The organism is Streptomyces sp. NPDC051214 (assembly GCF_040682375.1).
Taxonomy (GTDB): Bacteria; Actinomycetota; Actinomycetes; order Streptomycetales; family Streptomycetaceae; genus Streptomyces.
In genome coordinates, this window is record NZ_JBFBAT010000015.1 from 120,213 (window position 1) to 136,171 (window position 15,959).

General features: G+C 73.8%; 8 protein-coding genes. 5 read left to right on the top strand and 3 right to left on the bottom strand.

Annotated elements, in window-relative coordinates; all coding sequences use genetic code 11:
• From AB0M70_RS33510 to AB0M70_RS33520, 3 genes are all read left to right on the top strand, one after another.
• The coding region (locus AB0M70_RS33510) for a response regulator transcription factor (RefSeq protein WP_365826028.1) at nucleotides 1-624 on the top strand (624 nt) is incomplete at its 5' end.
• On the top strand, nucleotides 614-2,827 hold the full coding sequence (locus AB0M70_RS33515) for an ATP-binding protein (protein WP_365826030.1): 2,214 nt from the start codon (nucleotides 614-616) through the stop codon (nucleotides 2,825-2,827). The genes AB0M70_RS33510 and AB0M70_RS33515, both read left to right, overlap by 11 nt.
• Nucleotides 2,828-3,260: 433 nt before the next feature.
• A complete protein-coding gene (locus tag AB0M70_RS33520; protein WP_365826032.1) occupies nucleotides 3,261-6,536 on the top strand; it encodes a BTAD domain-containing putative transcriptional regulator in 3,276 nt (1,091 codons plus the stop codon).
• Between the two features lie 178 nt (nucleotides 6,537-6,714).
• On the opposite strand, the gene AB0M70_RS33525 is transcribed toward AB0M70_RS33520, so the two are convergent.
• The 3 genes from AB0M70_RS33525 to AB0M70_RS33535 form a co-directional block, all read right to left on the bottom strand.
• On the bottom strand, nucleotides 6,715-8,433 hold the full coding sequence (locus AB0M70_RS33525) for a bifunctional 3'-5' exonuclease/DNA polymerase (RefSeq protein WP_365826034.1): 1,719 nt from the start codon (nucleotides 8,431-8,433) through the stop codon (nucleotides 6,715-6,717).
• Between the two features lie 96 nt (nucleotides 8,434-8,529).
• Nucleotides 8,530-10,668, bottom strand: a complete 2,139-nt coding sequence (locus AB0M70_RS33530) for an ABC transporter permease (RefSeq protein ID WP_365826036.1) — start codon at nucleotides 10,666-10,668, stop codon at nucleotides 8,530-8,532.
• Nucleotides 10,668-11,474 carry an ABC transporter ATP-binding protein gene (locus tag AB0M70_RS33535; RefSeq protein ID WP_365826038.1) on the bottom strand — a complete coding sequence of 269 codons (807 nt, stop codon included), beginning with the start codon at nucleotides 11,472-11,474 and terminating at the stop codon, nucleotides 10,668-10,670. Before AB0M70_RS33535 ends, AB0M70_RS33530 begins: the two co-directional genes overlap by 1 nt.
• Before the next feature lie 83 nt (nucleotides 11,475-11,557).
• Between AB0M70_RS33535 and AB0M70_RS33540 the strand changes: the two genes are divergently transcribed.
• Together AB0M70_RS33540 and AB0M70_RS33545 are read left to right on the top strand one after the other, a co-directional pair.
• Entirely contained in the window at nucleotides 11,558-12,922 is a 1,365-nt protein-coding gene (locus AB0M70_RS33540; RefSeq protein WP_365826040.1) for a DUF2786 domain-containing protein, read from the top strand.
• A 303-nt stretch (nucleotides 12,923-13,225) separates the two neighbouring features.
• Nucleotides 13,226-15,949: an FUSC family protein gene (locus AB0M70_RS33545; RefSeq protein WP_365826042.1), complete on the top strand. Its 2,724-nt coding sequence runs from the start codon at nucleotides 13,226-13,228 to the stop codon at nucleotides 15,947-15,949.
• The last annotated feature ends 10 nt before the right edge of the window (nucleotides 15,950-15,959 follow it).

A 15,959-nucleotide genomic window follows, 5' to 3' on the forward strand; every position in this document is an offset into this window, starting at 1 on the left:
AGCGGGATCGCCCGGCACCGGATGCCCGCCGACTCGACCCGTTCCACGACCCCGGCGTCCACGCCCGCCCCCACCCCCGGGATTCCGATTCTGATGCTTACCGCCCGGTCCACCGAGGACGATCTGCTGCTCGGCCTCGATCTCGGCGCCGACGACTATCTGACGAAGCCGTACAGCCCCCGCGAGCTGATGGCCCGCGTACGTACGCTGCTCCGGCGTTCCCAGGGCACGCACCATCCCGTCGTCGAGGGCGGCGAGGCCGTGCCGCGCGTGCTGCGTGTCGGTGGGCTCACCGTCGACCCGGTGCGGCACGAGGTGACCGTCGACGGGCGGCTCGTCGAGTGCACCCCGGGGGAGTTCGAGCTGCTCGCGGCGCTGGCCGCGGAGCCGGAGCGGGTGTTCACGCGGCCCCAGCTGCTCGATCGTATTCATGGGTCGTCGGGGTACATATCGGTGCGCACCGTCGACGTACACGTACTGAATCTGCGCAAGAAGATCGAGGTCGATCCGCGTAGGCCGCGCCATCTCGTGACGGTCTTCGGCGTCGGCTACAAGCTCACGGGTGCGGCTTTCGGCGCGGCCCCCGGGGCGCCCCTCGGGGCGGCGGCGCGTCGTGGCGCGTGACATACCGTTCCGCAAGAGCCTGTTGCCTCGGCTGCTCGCCGTCTCCGTGCTCGTGTCGGTCGTGTCGATCGCCGCCACCGCCTGGCTCGCCGCGCAGACCACGTCCGGCGCCATCCGGCAGGAACAGGGGCAGGTGCTCGCCGACGACGCGCGTGTGTACGACGAGTTGCTGGGCCTCGCGGCGAGCGCGCCCGGGTGGCAGGGCGCCGAGAAGACCGTGCGGGAGCTGGCCCGGCAGACCGGGCGGCGTATCACCCTGACCACGCAGGACCGTGTCGTCATCGCCGACTCGCGGAGAACTGACGGGAGCCGCGCCGGTGCCGAGCTGCCCTCCAAGGCCTCGGCCGTCGTCGATCCGCTCGCCGTCGACGGGGCGCTGACCACAGGTGATGCAGGCGAGGCAGGTGATGCAGGTGAGGGGAGTGGGGGCGAGGACACCGCGGGGGTCGACCGCATCGATCCGCGTGCGGTCGGTCCCTTCCGGCTCTCGGAGCGGGAGCGGGACGAGTTGGCGAAGGTGGCCGCCGGTGTCGTCGGCTGCATGCACGACTTCGGGGTCGTCGCCCGGTCCGTCCAGGGGCCCGGCGGGCGTCCGCGCATCGAGGCCGCCAACGACCCGAATCGCTTTCTGGACTTCACCTGCAACGACACGAGGCTCGTCGTCCCCACTCGCACGGAGAGCAAGGCCCTCAAGCGGCTCAACGAGCTCACCAACGCGTGTCTGCGGCGCGGCTCGCAGCCGCCCGTCGCGGTCGAGCTCGATCTCACCTGGCGGCGGACGGAGGGAGGGGCCGGCCCCGCCCCGGGTGTCGTGGGTCCGCCGGTCGAGTCGGGCGTGCGTACGGAGCCGGGGTTGAGGATGGAGGGGCGCGCCACCCCCAGCCCTGCGGACAGTCACACGCCCGCCCCCAAGTCCACCCCCACCGAGCCGGGCGGTCGCGAGCCGGGCGGCCGTGAGTCGGACAGCCCCGAGTCCGGCGACCCCGCCGCCCGCCGTACCCCCACCGGGCCGGCCGTCCCCGCCGACCCCATGGACGGCACCCGCGTGGCCGACGCCAAGGCCGCCGCCTGTCTGGGCAGCGCCCGCCGCGAGCAGCTCGGACCGTACGTGTCCGCGCCCGCGCTCCTCTTCGTGACCTCGTCCGACGGTTCGCGCACCGCGGCGGCCCGCGCGGGCGAGACCTCGGGGTTCAGCCTCTCCCGGGCCAACACCACCCGGCTCGCGGGCCTCTCCGCGGCCATCCTCGCCGTGACCGTCGCCGTGACCGCGTTCGCCGCGAGCCGGCTGACCCGCCCGCTGCGGGCGCTGACCACCGCGACGCAGCGGATGAAGACCGGCGAGGCGGCCGAACCCGTCAACGCGCGCTCGGCCGGGTCGGCGGGAGAGATCCGCCAACTCGCCGACGCCTTCAACGACATGGCCGCCCACCGCAAGGCCCTCGAGGACCACCGCAAGGCCCTGGAGGATCAGCGCCAGGCCATGGTGAGCGACGTCGCGCATGAGCTGCGTACGCCGTTGTCCAACATCCGCGGCTGGCTGGAGGCGGCCGAGGACGGCGTCGTCGCCACCGACCCGGAGCTGGTCTCCTCGCTCCTCGAAGAGGCCGTGCTGCTCCAGCACATCGTCAACGACCTGCAGGATCTCGCCGCCGCCGACGCCGGTACCCTCCGGCTGCACCGCGAGCCCGTGCACGCCTCCGACGTCGTGGACCAGGTCGCGGCTGCGCACCAGGCGGGTGCGGAGGCGGCGGGCGTACGGCTGCGCGCGACGACGACCGGCGATCCCTGCTTCACCGCCGATCCGCTGCGGCTCCGCCAGGCCATCGGCAACCTCGTCTCCAACGCGATCCGGCACACCCCGGACGGTGGCAGCGTCACGATCGACTGCCGCGCCACGGCCGACGCGGTGGTGGTGGAGGTCGCCGACACCGGTACCGGCATCGATCCCGAAGACCTGCCGCACGTCTTCGACCGCTTCTGGCGCGCGGACAAGTCGCGTACGCGGTCCACGGGCGGCAGCGGGCTCGGCCTCGCCATCGTCCGGCAGCTGGTGGAGGGGCACGGCGGGACGGTGACGGTGCGCAGTACGCCGGGGGAGGGGGCGGTGTTCACGGTGCGGGTGCCGTCGGAGGCGGCGGAGTTGGCGGAGTCGTCGGAGTCGGGGGACTCCTTTGACCCGGTGGAGCCGTCGGAGTCGTCGTAATGGCGGACGGACGGTGGGGGCTGCGGAAGCGGCCGCGGTGGCGGAGGGGCGGGGCGATGGCCCACGTGAGCGAATCGTGGGTGATCCGTGAGCAACTGGTGCCGGTATCCGGTGGCCGGAGCGTGGGGCCGATGGCCGGAGCGTGGGCCGAAGTCCGTGCGTCCGTGGGCCCGAAGCCCGTGCGTCCGTGTGCCCCGCGTGGGGCCGGTGACGCGCGTGCGGCCGCTCTCGTTCCGCGGGCGTCTTAACTCCCTGACCCCGTCAGGAAGTTAAGAGCGCCTCGCAGAACCCGAGCGGGCCCGACCGCAACGGTGACACTCCCCCGAGTTACGCGCTGAGCGCGAGTACCGGCGGGGCCGGGCCCGATGTTCTGATCCCATCAGGGTCCGCCAACCGATCGCTAACATGTGGCCAACGGTTGGCGGGAGATGGCGTGGACGTGCGGTGCGACGGGTTGCGGTTCGGGCTCCTGGGCGCGCCTGCCGTGTACGACGCCAAGGGCGAGCCACAGCCGGTACAGAGCGCCAAGGGCCGCGCCCTGCTGGCCGCGCTGCTGCTCGAACCGGGCCGGGTGGTGTCCGTCGACGCCCTCAAGGACGCGCTGTGGGGCGGCGCCCCGCCCGCGTCCGCACACGCCTCGTTGCAGAACCACGTGACGCGGCTGCGCCGGCTCCTGGACGACCCGGGCCGGCTGCGGGCGGTGCCCCCGGGGTACCGGCTGCGGGTGGCCGACGGGGAGCTGGACGTACGGGTCTTCGAACAACTGGTCGCACGCGCGCGGGGCGCGCACGCGGAACGTGACTGGGACGGTTGCGCGGAGGCCGCGTCCGGCGCGCTCGGGCTGTGGCGGGGTACTCCGCTGGGCGGGGTGCCCGCGGATGCGGCGGGGCACGCGCTCGTGCCGCGCCTGGAGGAGGCGCGGCTCCTCGCCCTCGAACTGCGGTACGACGCGGAGCTCGCGTCCGGGGGTGGTGGCGGAGGGCTCGTGCCGGAGCTCGCGGAGCTGGTCGCCGAGCATCCGCTGCGGGAGGCCTTCCACCGTCAGCTGATGCTGGCGCTGCACCGCACGGGCCGTCAGGCCGAAGCCCTGGCCGTCCATCGAGAGCTGCGGCGCAGGCTGGTGGAGGAACTGGGCGTGGAACCCGGCGCCTCGGTACGGGACGCGCACCGGGAGGTTTTGCGGGGGCCTGCGGGGGCCGTTGCTGCCGCGGGAGTCATGCAAGTTCCGGGAGCTGCGGAAGTTCCGAGAGTTGCGGAAGCTCCGGGAGTCACCGAAGTTCCGGGAGATGTGGGAGCTCCGGGAGTCACCGAAGTTCCGGGAGTTGCGGGAGCCACGGGTGCGGCGAGCGGCTCGGGCGGTGTGGGCGCTGCCGTCTCCCCGGGTGCCCCAACGGTCAAGGCTGAGGTCGCGCGCGTCTCCGTACCGGTGCCCCACACCGGCTCCGCCGATGCCGCCTCTGCCGACGCCATCCCCGCACCCACTTCCCCCCTCCGCACCTCCCCGCACGCGCGTCCGGCCCAGCTCCCGCCGGCGCCACCCCACTTCACCGGACGCGAGGCGCTCGTACGCACGCTGGCGCACCTGCTCGCCGGGCTGAACGAGGGCAACGGCAGCAGCGAAGACAAGGTCGACGGAGGCGCCCCCACGCCCCCCACCCCACCCGTAGCCGTCCTCTCCGGCATGGCCGGAGTGGGGAAAAGTGCGCTCGCTCTGCATGTGGCGCACCGGCTGCGTGCGCGGTTTCCCGATGGGCAGCTCTACATCAATCTGCGTGGGGCCACCCCCGGCATGACGCCCCTCACGCCGAGCCAGGCACTCGCCGCCCTGCTCCGGGACCTCGGCGTCGATGCGAGTCACAGTCCCGAACACCCGGACGCGGCAGCCGCGTTGCTCCGTTCGCTGCTCGCGCCCACCCGCACCCTGGTGGTCCTCGACGACGCCGCGACCGCCGCGCAGGTGCGGCCGCTGCTGCCCGCGGGGCCCGGCTGCGCGGTCATCGTCACCAGTCGTTCGCCGCTCACCGCGCTCGACGGAGCGGGACGTTTTCCGCTGGAACCGCTCTCCGAGGGGGACAGCGTCGCCCTGCTGCGCGCCGTCTCCGGGCGCGCGGGGCTCGACGAGGGGCACCCCCTGGTCGAGCTCGCGGGCCGCCTCCCGCTGGCCCTGCGGATCATCGCGGCCCGCCTCGCGGCCCGCCGCGCCCTCACCCCCGACGCCCTCGCCGAACTCCTCACCGTCAGCGGCGGGCGGCTGCATCACCTGGAGCACGACGACCTGAGCGTCCGGCGCTCGTTGGCCGTGGCCCTGGACGCGCTGCGTACGTCGGAGCGCGCGTCCGACCGGGACGCGGCCGCCGCCCTCGCCGCGATCGGCGCGCTCGACCTCCCGGCGTACGGAGTCCCACTCGTGGCACGCCTGCTGGGCGTGGAGGAGTGGCGCGCGGGGGCCGCACTCGACCGGCTCGTCGACGTCGCGCTCCTCGACGAGACGGCCTACGGCCGCTACGCCCCGCACGACCTCGTACGCGACTTCGCGCGGGAGGCCGCCCATCAGGACGAGGCGCGGGCCGCGGACGTCGTGGACATGGCCCTGCGGTGGTACGCGGCGTCGGCGCGGCAGACCCTGCTCGCGATCATGCCGGAGGGGCTCGACCGCGACGACCGGCTCGGGGAGCTGCCCGAACGGCTGCTGCCCCGGCACACCGCCGACGGCCGTCCCGTACCGGCCGTGCCGCCGATGTCCACCGATGACGCCTTCGCCTGGGGCGACACCGAACTCGCCAACGTCATCGCCCTCGCCGACCGCCACGGCCGCGACTCCGCCCTCCTGCCCGTACTGGTCCGCTGCTTCTTCTCGTACCTCAAGCGCCGTGGCCGCCTCGCCGAGGCCGACCTCCTCAACCGCCTCTCGGTGACCGCGGCCCGCCGTCGGCAGGACACGGCGGCCGAGGCCCAGGCCCTCACCGACCTCGCGGGGCTCAGCTACGTGTCGGGCCGCAGCGGCACGGCCCTCGACCTGATCGACGAGGCCCTCGACCTGTGGCGCTCGCTCGGCCGCACGTCGTGCGTCCATCGCGGCGTCATCAACCGCGGGCTCCTCCTCGAAGCGCTCGGCCGATACGAGGAGTCGGCCGAGGCGTTGCGCCACAGCCTGGAGCTCGCGAAGGCCGTGGACGACCCGCTGAGCGAGGCGTTCGCCCTCAGCACCCTGGGCAACGTCTACGAGCACACCGACGCACGCGCCGCGATCTCGTACTACGAGCGGAGCCTCGCGATCGGCGAGACCCTCGGGCATGTGGGCCTGCGCCAGGAGCTGCACTGCGACATGGGCAAGGCCCACCTCGTCCTCGGCGAACCGGACGTGGCGCTCGGGCACTTCGAGGAGAGCCTGCGCCTCCACGGCGAGGCCGAGGACTGGCACAACGAGTCCAAGGTGCGCCTCGGGATGGTCCGCGCCCTGCGCGAGGTGTCCCGCACGCGGGACGCGGGGCGCGAGTGCGCGGACCTGCTGGAACGCGCGGAGCAGCGGGCCGACGCCCACATGGCGGGTCTTGCCCGCCACCAGTGGGGGCTGCTGCTGTACGCGGAGGGGCGTGCGGAAGAGGCGTACGCGCAATGGAAGTCGGCGCTCGCGGCGCTGGACGGCACGGACAGCAGCGAGGTGGTCGGGGAGCTGAAGGGGCTGCTGGCGGGCTCGCCAGAGACCTGAACTGCCGCCTCGCCTGAACCTGCCGCCTCGCCGGGACCTGCCTGCGCGCCTGCACCTGCCGCCTCGCCTGCACCTGCCTGCTCGCCTGCACCACCGCCGCGCCGGGACCTGCCTCCTCGCCTACACCTGTCTGCTCAGCTGAATCTGCCGCCTCGCCGGAACCCGCCCGAGCGCAGGGCTACTTCGCGTCCGCGTAGCACTCCACCACCGCGACGGTGAACGGGAAACGCACCGGAGTCTCGCCGAACGTGATGCGCCCCGCCAGGTCCCCGGCCGCGCGGATCGCCGCCGTGACCTTCTCGGCCTCCTCCTGCGGGCAGTGCACGATGACCTCGTCGTGCTGGAAGAAGACCAGCTCGGCGCGGAGACCGGCCGCGGCGATGGACTGACGCAGCGCGGCCAGCATCAGCAGGGCCCAGTCGGCGGCGCTGCCCTGGACGACGAAGTTACGGGTGAAGCGGCCGCGGGCACGGGTGTTGCTCGACGCGTACCCCGGGGTGAACTCGCCGTCCTGGGACGGGGATTCGGCGGGGGCGTCCTGCGGGATGCCCGCCTCGTCGAAGTCCCCCGCACCGGCCGCCGGCGGGCTCGTGCGCCCCAGCCAGGTCCGTACGAGGCGGCCCTCCTCGCCCGCCTTCGCCGCGTCGTCGACGTACGCGACCGCGGCGGGAAACCTGCGGCGCAGTGCCGCCAGGTTCTTCAGGCCGTCGCCCGACGTCTGTCCGTACACGGCACCCAGGAGTGCGATCTTGGCGTGGTCGCGGTCGCCGGAGAACGCGCGGTCGGACAGGCGTGTGTAGAGGTCCTCGTGGCTGCCGGCCACCTCCATCAGGCCCCGGTCGCGGGAGATCGCGGCGAGGACCCGCGGTTCCATCTGGTCGGCGTCGGCGACGACCAGCCGCCAGCCGGGGTCGGCGACGACCGCGCGCCGGATGATCTTGGGGATCTGCAGCGCGCCGCCCCCGTTGGTCGTCCAGCGTCCGCTGACGGTGCCGCCCGGCGTGTACTCGGGCCGGAAGCGGCCGTCGCGCACCCAGTCCTGGAGCCAGCTCCAGCCGTGCGCCGTCCAGATCCGGTACAGCTTCTTGTACTCGACGAGGGGCCGCACCGCCGGGTGGTCGATCTCTTCCAACTCCCAGCGGCGGGTGGACTTGATCCTGATGCCGGCCTGGGCGAAGGCCTTGATGACGTCGTTCGGCAGGTCGGGGCGTACGCGTCGGCCGAAGGCGGCGGAGATCTCGTCCGCCAGCTCGGCTAGGCGGCGCGGTTCGGCCGCGCCCGCGTTCCTGCCGCCGCCCGCATAGCGCTCGCCGAGGAGTTCGGTGAGCAGGGCGTGGTGGACGTCGGCGCGCCAGGGCAGGCCCGCCACGTTCATCTCGGCGGCCACCAGCAGGCCGGCCGACTCGGCCGCCGTGAGCAGCCGCATCCTGCCGGGGTGCTCGGCGGCCTCGTGTCTTCGCTGCTGGTCGGCATACACCTCCAGGAGGGCCTCGAAGGGGAGCGGGGTGCTGACGGGGGACGGCTCGAAGAGGGAGTCCTGGGCGCCGGGGGAGGCCGCTCTGGGGGGAGGGTCGGCCGGCACCGGGGCGTTGTGCAGCCGGGCCCAGGCGGCAGCGGCCGAGCGGGGCTCGCCGAGGCGGCCCTCGTGACCGAGGAGAAGGAGCTCGGCGTCCTCGATGTCGTAACACCGGTTCACCCGGACGCCCGCTGCGAGCAGCGCGGGATAGATCTCGGCGGTGGAACGCCAGACCCACCGGCTCACGTCGGGCCTGGCGCGCACGGCCGCAACAAGATCCCGCTCCTGCCGCACCGGCCCCGCGGGCAGGCCGTCGTCCCCGAGGGGGGCGAGCTCGGCGCCACCGGCCTCGGTGGCGGCGATGGCCCACCTTTCGGTCATGTGGCCGAGTCTCTCAGCAGGCACTGACAATGCGGGGAGGCCGGTGGGTGCCATGCGCGTGCCCCGGCATGCGCGCCCCGGAGTGCCAAAGGGCCCTCACCCCCGCCGCCGCACCCCCACCACCCCCGCCCCCACTCCCACCACCGCGCAGACCCCCGCGGCCATCCCCGCCATCTCCCAGGGCATCGACACGCCGGCAGGGGCCGACAGGCGTGTGAGGCCCGCGCTCAGTGTGCCCAGGTTGAGCAAGGTCACCGCCAGGCCCAAGGTCGTGCCGACCGTCACCGCCAGCAGGGACTCTCCGGCTACGACCAGCCGTACCTGCGTCCGCGTGGCCCCCGCCATCCGGAGCGAGTGCAGTTCAGGGCCCCGTGCCGACGTCGCCATCAGCAGGGTTCCCGCCAGGGAGATCGCCGTGTAGATCAACGCGATGCCCAGCAGCATCAGCAGCCCCAGCCGTGTCTGCGGCTTCGTCGCCGGGTGCGTGTCCGTCAGCCATTCCTCCGCCGTGCGGACCCGGAGCTCGCCCCCGCCCCGCTCCCGCAGCGCCCCCGCCACCGCAGCCGGGTCCGCCCCGTCCCGTAGCCGCACGTCGACGCGGTCCACGGCCGCGCCGGCTCCCGCGTTCGCCGACGTGACGTACGCACCGTTGTCCCCCGTGCCCCGCGCGAGCACCGCCACGATTCGCAGCCGCGCGGGCCTGCCGTCCCCGAGCCAGACGTCGACCCGCTCGCCCACCCGCCGCCGCTCCCACTCCTCGTTGACGACGATCGACCGGTCGTCGAGGTCGCGTACGTCCCCCGCCACCACCGGAAGCCGCGAGACCGAGGCGAACGCGGCAGGGTCGCGCACGGCCCGTGCCTCCGACCGGATGAGCGCCGTGCCTTCCTCCCGTACGAACACGGCCGTGGAAGCGGACGACGCGGCCACCGCCACGCCCTCGGTCCTCCCCAGTAGCGGCTCCCGCTTCCTCAAGTCCTCTCCCGTCAGCACCAGTTCGGCCCCGGTCCGCTCCCGCGCCTCCGCCGCCCTCGCCTCGCCCGCCGTCTCCGCCGAGCCGAGCAGCGAGCCCGCGAGAGCCACCGTCACCAGGACGGGCGCGGCGACGGCCGCGGTACGGCGCACGGAGGCCGCGGAGTTCTCGCGGACCAGGAGGCCGATCGCGCCGGGGAGGCGGACGGCGCGCAGGACAGGACGTACGAGAAGAGGAGTGAGCGCGGCGAGCGCGGTGATCAGGATCATCGGCTGGGTCGTGTACGTCTTCCGCTTCAGCAACGCGGACGGATCGCTCCACAGCGTCCAGCCCAGCAGACCGAGCCCCGCCGCCAGCAGTGCGCCCCCCACGACGCGGCGGCTCCACGGCATGACCCCGGTGTCGACGGACGCGTCCCGCAGCGCCTCCACGGGACCCACGCGACCCGCACGCCGCGACGCGATCCACGCCCCGGAGAAGGCCACCGACACCCCGACCCAGAACGCGAGATGGTACGGCCACACCGCCCCGCCGATCCCGAACCACTCCGGAGCGATCTCCGCGTCCACCAGGGCCCCGGCGAGCACCGGCGCGCCCCAGGCTCCCAGCACGCACCCGGCCCCGGAGGCCAGGACTCCGACCGCCAGCGCCTCCGCGAGCACCGTCCTGCGTACCTGCCCCGGTGTCGCTCCGGCCATCCGCAGCAGCCCGAACTCCCGCCGCCGCAGCGCCACGACGAAGGAGAAGGTGGACGCCGTGACGAAAACAGACACGAACGCGGACACACCGCCCGCCGTCCCGAGGAACGAGTTCACCGCCACCAGGGCCTCCGCGTCCCGGCCCGGCCCCGGATCGGCGAGCCGCCGCTCACCCCCGGTCAGGACGCGCGCCCGGTCCCCGACGACGTCCCGCACCTTCCCGACCGGGGCATTCACCCCCACCGCGTCCCTTTTCGCCCCGTCCAGACGTACCGGCCCGAGGCTCCGAAGGTCGCGCAGCAGTTCGATATCCACAGGGTGTGGATGAGCGAGCGGCTTCGATACGTGGGTGATGTCCGGGCCGCGTCGTACCGGCACGGTCAGGGTGTCCTGACCCATGACGACCACGGGAGACGCGGCGAACCGCACCGGTTGCCGCTCCGGCGCGCTGAACGTCGAGGCAAGGCCGAGCCCCATCGCGGCGATCAGGGCCACGCCCAGCGCAACCGCGACAAAAGCACCCAGAAGGCCGACCCATCGGCTGCGGAGGGAGGCGAAGAACATCACCGACCACCCGCGATCGCGGCACCCGTGCGCCCATGGAGGGCCAGCCCGCAGCTCGCACCCGTACCCCCACCTTCACCCTTACCCCCGCTCGCCTCGAGCCCCGCCATCCGCCGGGCCACTTCTCCCGCATCGGGTGCGAGCACCTCGTCGGCCACCTGGCCGTCCACCAGGAACACCACCCGGTCCGCGTACGACGCCGCCACGGGGTCGTGCGTCACCATCACGGTCGTCTGTCCTTCCCTCTCCACCAACTCCCGCAACAGGGCGAGCACTTCACGGCTGGTCGTCGTGTCGAGAGCGCCGGTCGGCTCGTCGCCGAACAGGACGGCGGGGCGGGTGACGAGCGCTCGCGCCAGCGCCACCCGCTGCTGCTGCCCGCCCGAAAGCTCTCCCGGGCGATGCCGGGCACGATCGGAGAGGCCCACCCGGCCTAGCGCGTCCCCCACCTCCGTGCGTGAGGGTTTGCGGCCCGCGAGCCGTAGCGGCAGGGCGACGTTCTGCGCGGCGGTCAGCGACGGCAGGAGGTTGAAGGACTGGAAGACGAAGCCGATGCGGTCCCTTCGCAGCAGGGTCAGCCGCCGTTCGCTCAGCCCCGTCAGCTCCGTGCCGCCCACCTCGACCGTCCCGGACGTCGGCCGGTCGAGCCCGGCGGCACACTGCAGCAGCGTCGACTTGCCGGAGCCGGAAGGGCCCATGATCGCGGTGAAGGTACCGGCACGTATCGCGAGGTCGACGCCGTCGAGGGCGGTCACGTCACGGTAGTGGCGGCGGACGGCGGTGAGCCGTACGGCAGTTGAGGTCATGCCCCAACCCAATCGCCCACGGCCCCGCCGGGCACGACCACTGGGGGGCGTCCTGGGGGTAGGGCCAGCCATACCCTTGACGTATGGATGATCCGGTGGCCGAGGCGACAGAGGTGATCGACAAGGCGTTCGCGGCGGCGCTTTACGGGGGCGGGTACGGGTACGGGTACGGCGGCGGGGATGGGTACCGGGACGGGGACGGGGGCGAGGGGCTCGACACTGGTGCGTCCCTCCTTGCGGCCGTCGCCGAGGCCGACGCGGAGCTGTGGCGCAGGGGCGAGGAGCTGGTGCGCCGGGCGTGGGAGCGGGGCTGGCAGCCGGCGGACGTCATACGCATGGTCGGCCGCGCGCAGGACGACGTCCCCCACGGCGTCGACCGCGCGCACCTGACCCAGCTGGCCGCCGAACTGATCACCACGGAGACCAGGCGGTACGGCGATACGCTGCCGCCTCGCTGGCACGCGCAACTGTCTGAGCTCAGCCTTCAGTACGGTGGCCACGTTTTTTCCGGGGCGGGGGCGTCCCCGGCGGGCGCGAAGTCGGACGGGTCGTCCTCGAAAGGCTCGAAGTCGGGTCGCTCGTCCTCAACCGGACCCCGCTCTGGCCGTCCGTCCCCGGCCGCCGGTCCGAAGCTGGACCGCTTTTCGCAGGCCACCGTCACCCTTGCCCTGTATCGGCTCCTCCTGCGCCTCCCGGTGATCGAGCCCGTCGGTCCGGCTCCTGGCACGCCGCTCCACGCGCCCCCGCCGCCCGGGTACGAGGAGCCCCGCATCCTCACCCGTATCCGCGCCCTGCTCGCGAAGGCCGAGGCCACCGGGTTTCCCGAGGAGGCGGAGGCGCTCACCGCCAAGGCGCAGGAACTCATGGCCCGGCACACCATCGACGAGGCCCTGCTTGCTTCCCGCACCCACGCCAAGGACACTCCGGGCGCCTGTCGCATCGGCGTCGATGCCCCGTACGAGACGGCGAAGGCGATCCTCCTGGACGCGGTGGCCACGGCGAACCGTTGCCGTGCGGTGTGGAACGAGGCGTACGGCTTCTCGACCGTCGTCGGCTTCGAGCCCGATCTGGAGGCGGTCGAACTCCTCCACACCTCCCTCCTCGTACAGGGGACGGCGGCGATGACGAAGGCGGAGGCGGGGCAGCGGGCGGGCGGCCGGAAGCGTACGAAGACGTTCCGTCAGGCGTTCCTCCTCGCGTACGCGAACCGGCTCGGCGCGCGGCTGGCCGAGGCCGCGGAGGACGTGACCGCGGGGTCGCCGGATGCGGGCGAGCTGCTGCCCGTCCTCGCCGCGAGGGACGTGGCCGTCACGTCTCGCGCGGAGCGGATGTTTCCTCAGACCACGACTACCCGGGTACGGGGTGCTGTGGATCGGGAGGGCTGGGAGCAGGGGGCGGCTGCGGCGGACGCGGCGGCGGTGGGTCCTGGGCGGGCGCGGCTTCGCTAGCGCTAGCGTTCCGGTTGCCCGGCGGTGCCTCTTGGCCGAGCGGGCCTTTCTCACGCGTCCGGTGCCCGGCGGTGCCTCCTGCACGAGCGGGCCTCTCCCAGGCGTCCGGTGCCCGGGGCGCTACCTGAACGAACAAGCCTTTCCCGCCCACCCACCCGTTTGCCCCGCGGTGCCACCTGAGCGAACAAGCCTTTCCCGCCCACCCGCCCGTTTGCCCCGCAGCAGCACCTGGACGAACAGGCCCCCGGGGACGGGCGCGGGCGCCCCTCCCACACCACCCCAAATCCCCCGTATCATCACAGAGTGACCTGGCTTCGAGCGCTGAAGGAGACCAGCCGCTCGGGGCTGACCGTCGAGCGGAAGCGGCTTGAGCCTCTGATCGCGCTGCGTGGCGCGGCCGGTCTCGCCGTCGTCATCGGCCTGAGCCTCACCCTCTTCGGACCGGCCGTGGCCGCGAGCTCGGCCTTCGGCGCCTTCCAGGCCGCCATCGCCACCTTCCAGCGCAGCTGGCGCCCCCGCCCGGAACTCGCCCTGGCCTCCGGCACGAGCCTCGCCGTATCCACCTTCCTCGGCTACCTCACCGGCTCCCACCTCCTCCTCTTCCTCGCCCTCCTCTCCCTCTGGACCTTCCTCTCGGGCCTGAGCTGGGCCGCGGGCCCGACCATCGGCATCATCGCCTCGTCCAACGTCGCGATCATGCTGGTCACGGTCACCCTCCCCGGCTCCATCGCCGCCGCGGCCGGCCACGCCGCGATGATGGTGGTGGGCGGCGCGGTACAGGCCGCCCTCGTGGTTCTCTTCCCCGTACGCAGGTGGGGCGCCCAGCGGGACGCCCTCGCCGACGCCCTCGCGGCCGAGGCCGATTACGCCCGCCGCCTGCGCCACGACCCCCACGCCGACTTCGATCCGGAGCCCCTGATGGCGGCCCGCGACGCGGCGACCATCACCCCGCGCCAGGCCCGCACCCGCCCCGCCGAACTCCACGGCGCCCGCGGCGTCGCGGAACGCATCCGCCCGGTGCTCGCCTCGCTGGCCGACCCCGCGGTGGGGGTACCGGAAGAGGGTCCCGAACGCGACCGCGTACGCGAGATCCTGGCCGCGGCCGGCGCGATCCTGGACGCGGCGGCCAAGGCGATCCGGCAGGGCGAGCCGGTGAAGATCCCACCCGAGGCCGTGGCCACCCTGCGGACCCCGGACACCGGCACGATCCTCACCGGCCCGGCGCAACGAGCGGCAAAACGCCTCTCCGCACTCCTCCGCGACGTGCTCGAAACCGCAGGCAAACCCCCCACCAAACCCCCACCAGCGACCCCACCCGCGACCCCGCCCCCGTCCCCGGGCTCGACCCCGCCCGCGTCCCCGGGCTCGTCCCCGTCCGCGACCTCGTCCTCGTCCCCGTCCTCCTCGTCCTCGTCTACGGCCTCGTCCTCGTCCCAGGCCGCGTCCGCGTCCGCGACTCCGTCCTCGGTCCCGAGTTCGACCTTGGCCCCGTCTGCGACCTCGTCCGCGTCCCCGGATCCGTCCGCGTCCACGGATCCGTCCGCGACCGCGGCCCCGTCCTCGTCTCCGGCCGCGTCCGCGACTCCGTCCTCGGCCCCGGGCTCGACCTCGGCCCCGTCTGCGACCTCGTCCTCGTCCCCGACCTCGTCCGCGACCCCGGACCCGTCCGCGTCCGCGTCCTCGGCCCCGGGCTCGACCTCGGCCCCGTCCTCGTCCGCGCCCCCGACCGCGTCCACGGATCCGTCCGCGTCCACGGATCCGTCCGCGTCCACGGACCCGACCTCGTCCCCGACCCAGTCCCCGCCCCCGACCTCAACCCAGGCCCCAACCCCGACCCCAACCCCACCCCCACCCCCAACCCCCACCCCCCTCCTCCGCCCCACCTTCCCCGCCCTCCTCCCCGCCGCCCTTCGCGCCATGAGGGCCGAGCTTCGGCGTCGGCACGAATCGCCCGTTACCCGTCACGCGATTCGCGTCACCGGAGTGGCCGCCGCGGGGTATCTCCTCGGTACCTGGCTGCCCCTGGGGCACGGCTACTGGGCGCCCATGGCCTCCGTGATGATCATGCGGCCGGACTTTTCGCAGACGTACTCCCGCGCGGTGGCCCGGTTCGGCGGCACGCTCGTGGGGGTCGCGCTGGCCACGGGCGTGGTGCAGCTGGCGCACCCCGACACGGGACTCTCCGCGGCGCTCGCCGTGCTCTGCGCCGGGATGATGTACCTCCTGATGCGCACCGGCCAGGTCGCCGCCCAGGCCTGCGTCGCCGCGTACGTCGTCTTCCTGCTCGGCATGGGCGGCGAGCAGTGGACGCAGACCGTGCCGGAACGCGTCGTGCTCACGCTCCTCGGCGGCGTCCTCGCGATGATCGCGTACGCCGTGTATCCGGCCTGGGAGACCCCGCGCCTGCGCAACCGCCTCGCCGACTGGCTGATCGCGGACGGCCGTTACGCCGCAGCCGTCGTCAGCCGCTACGCCGACCCCGCCGGCAGCTCGTGCCCGGACGTCCGCGAGGCGCTGCTGGCCGCCCGCGACGCCCGTATCGCCTGGCAGGAAGCCGCCGCCCGCGCCAAGAACGAGCCGGTACGCCATCGCGGCCTCTCCCGCGCCGCGGCCGCCGACGCCGAGGACACCCTCGCCCAACTCGGCCGCGTGGCCATGCTGATGGAGGCCCACCTCCCGGACCGCGACGCCACCCCCGTCCCCGCGGCCGAACGCCTCGCGCAAGCCCTGCGCAAGGCGACCGAGGACGGCGCGAAGGCCGTGCGCGAGCGTCGCGTGCCGAAGTGGGAGGCCGTGCGCGAGGCCCTCGGCGAGTGGGACGGCGAGGGCGTCCCCGACCGGGTCGTCCGCAGGGGAGCGGGGCTCCTCCTCGCGACCCTCGACGAACTGTCTGACGCCCTGGACACAGCCCCGCCGCCCATGCTGGTGGACGGCTCGGACGCGACCACGTCGGACGCGGCCTCATCGGACGCGACCAAAACAGACAGCGGGCCGCGGGACCCCGAACAAGGTCCCACGGCCCGCTGACCGCGTCGCA

Excerpts from the sequence above, each read along its gene's own strand:
- AB0M70_RS33525 (WP_365826034.1), bottom strand. The coding sequence starts at position 8,433 with ATGACCGAAAGGTGGGCCATCGCCGCCACCGAGGCCGGTGGCGCCGAG.
- AB0M70_RS33530 (WP_365826036.1), bottom strand. The coding sequence starts at position 10,668 with ATGTTCTTCGCCTCCCTCCGCAGCCGATGGGTCGGCCTTCTGGGTGCT.
- AB0M70_RS33535 (WP_365826038.1), bottom strand. The coding sequence starts at position 11,474 with ATGACCTCAACTGCCGTACGGCTCACCGCCGTCCGCCGCCACTACCGT.
- AB0M70_RS33540 (WP_365826040.1), top strand. The coding sequence starts at position 11,558 with ATGGATGATCCGGTGGCCGAGGCGACAGAGGTGATCGACAAGGCGTTC.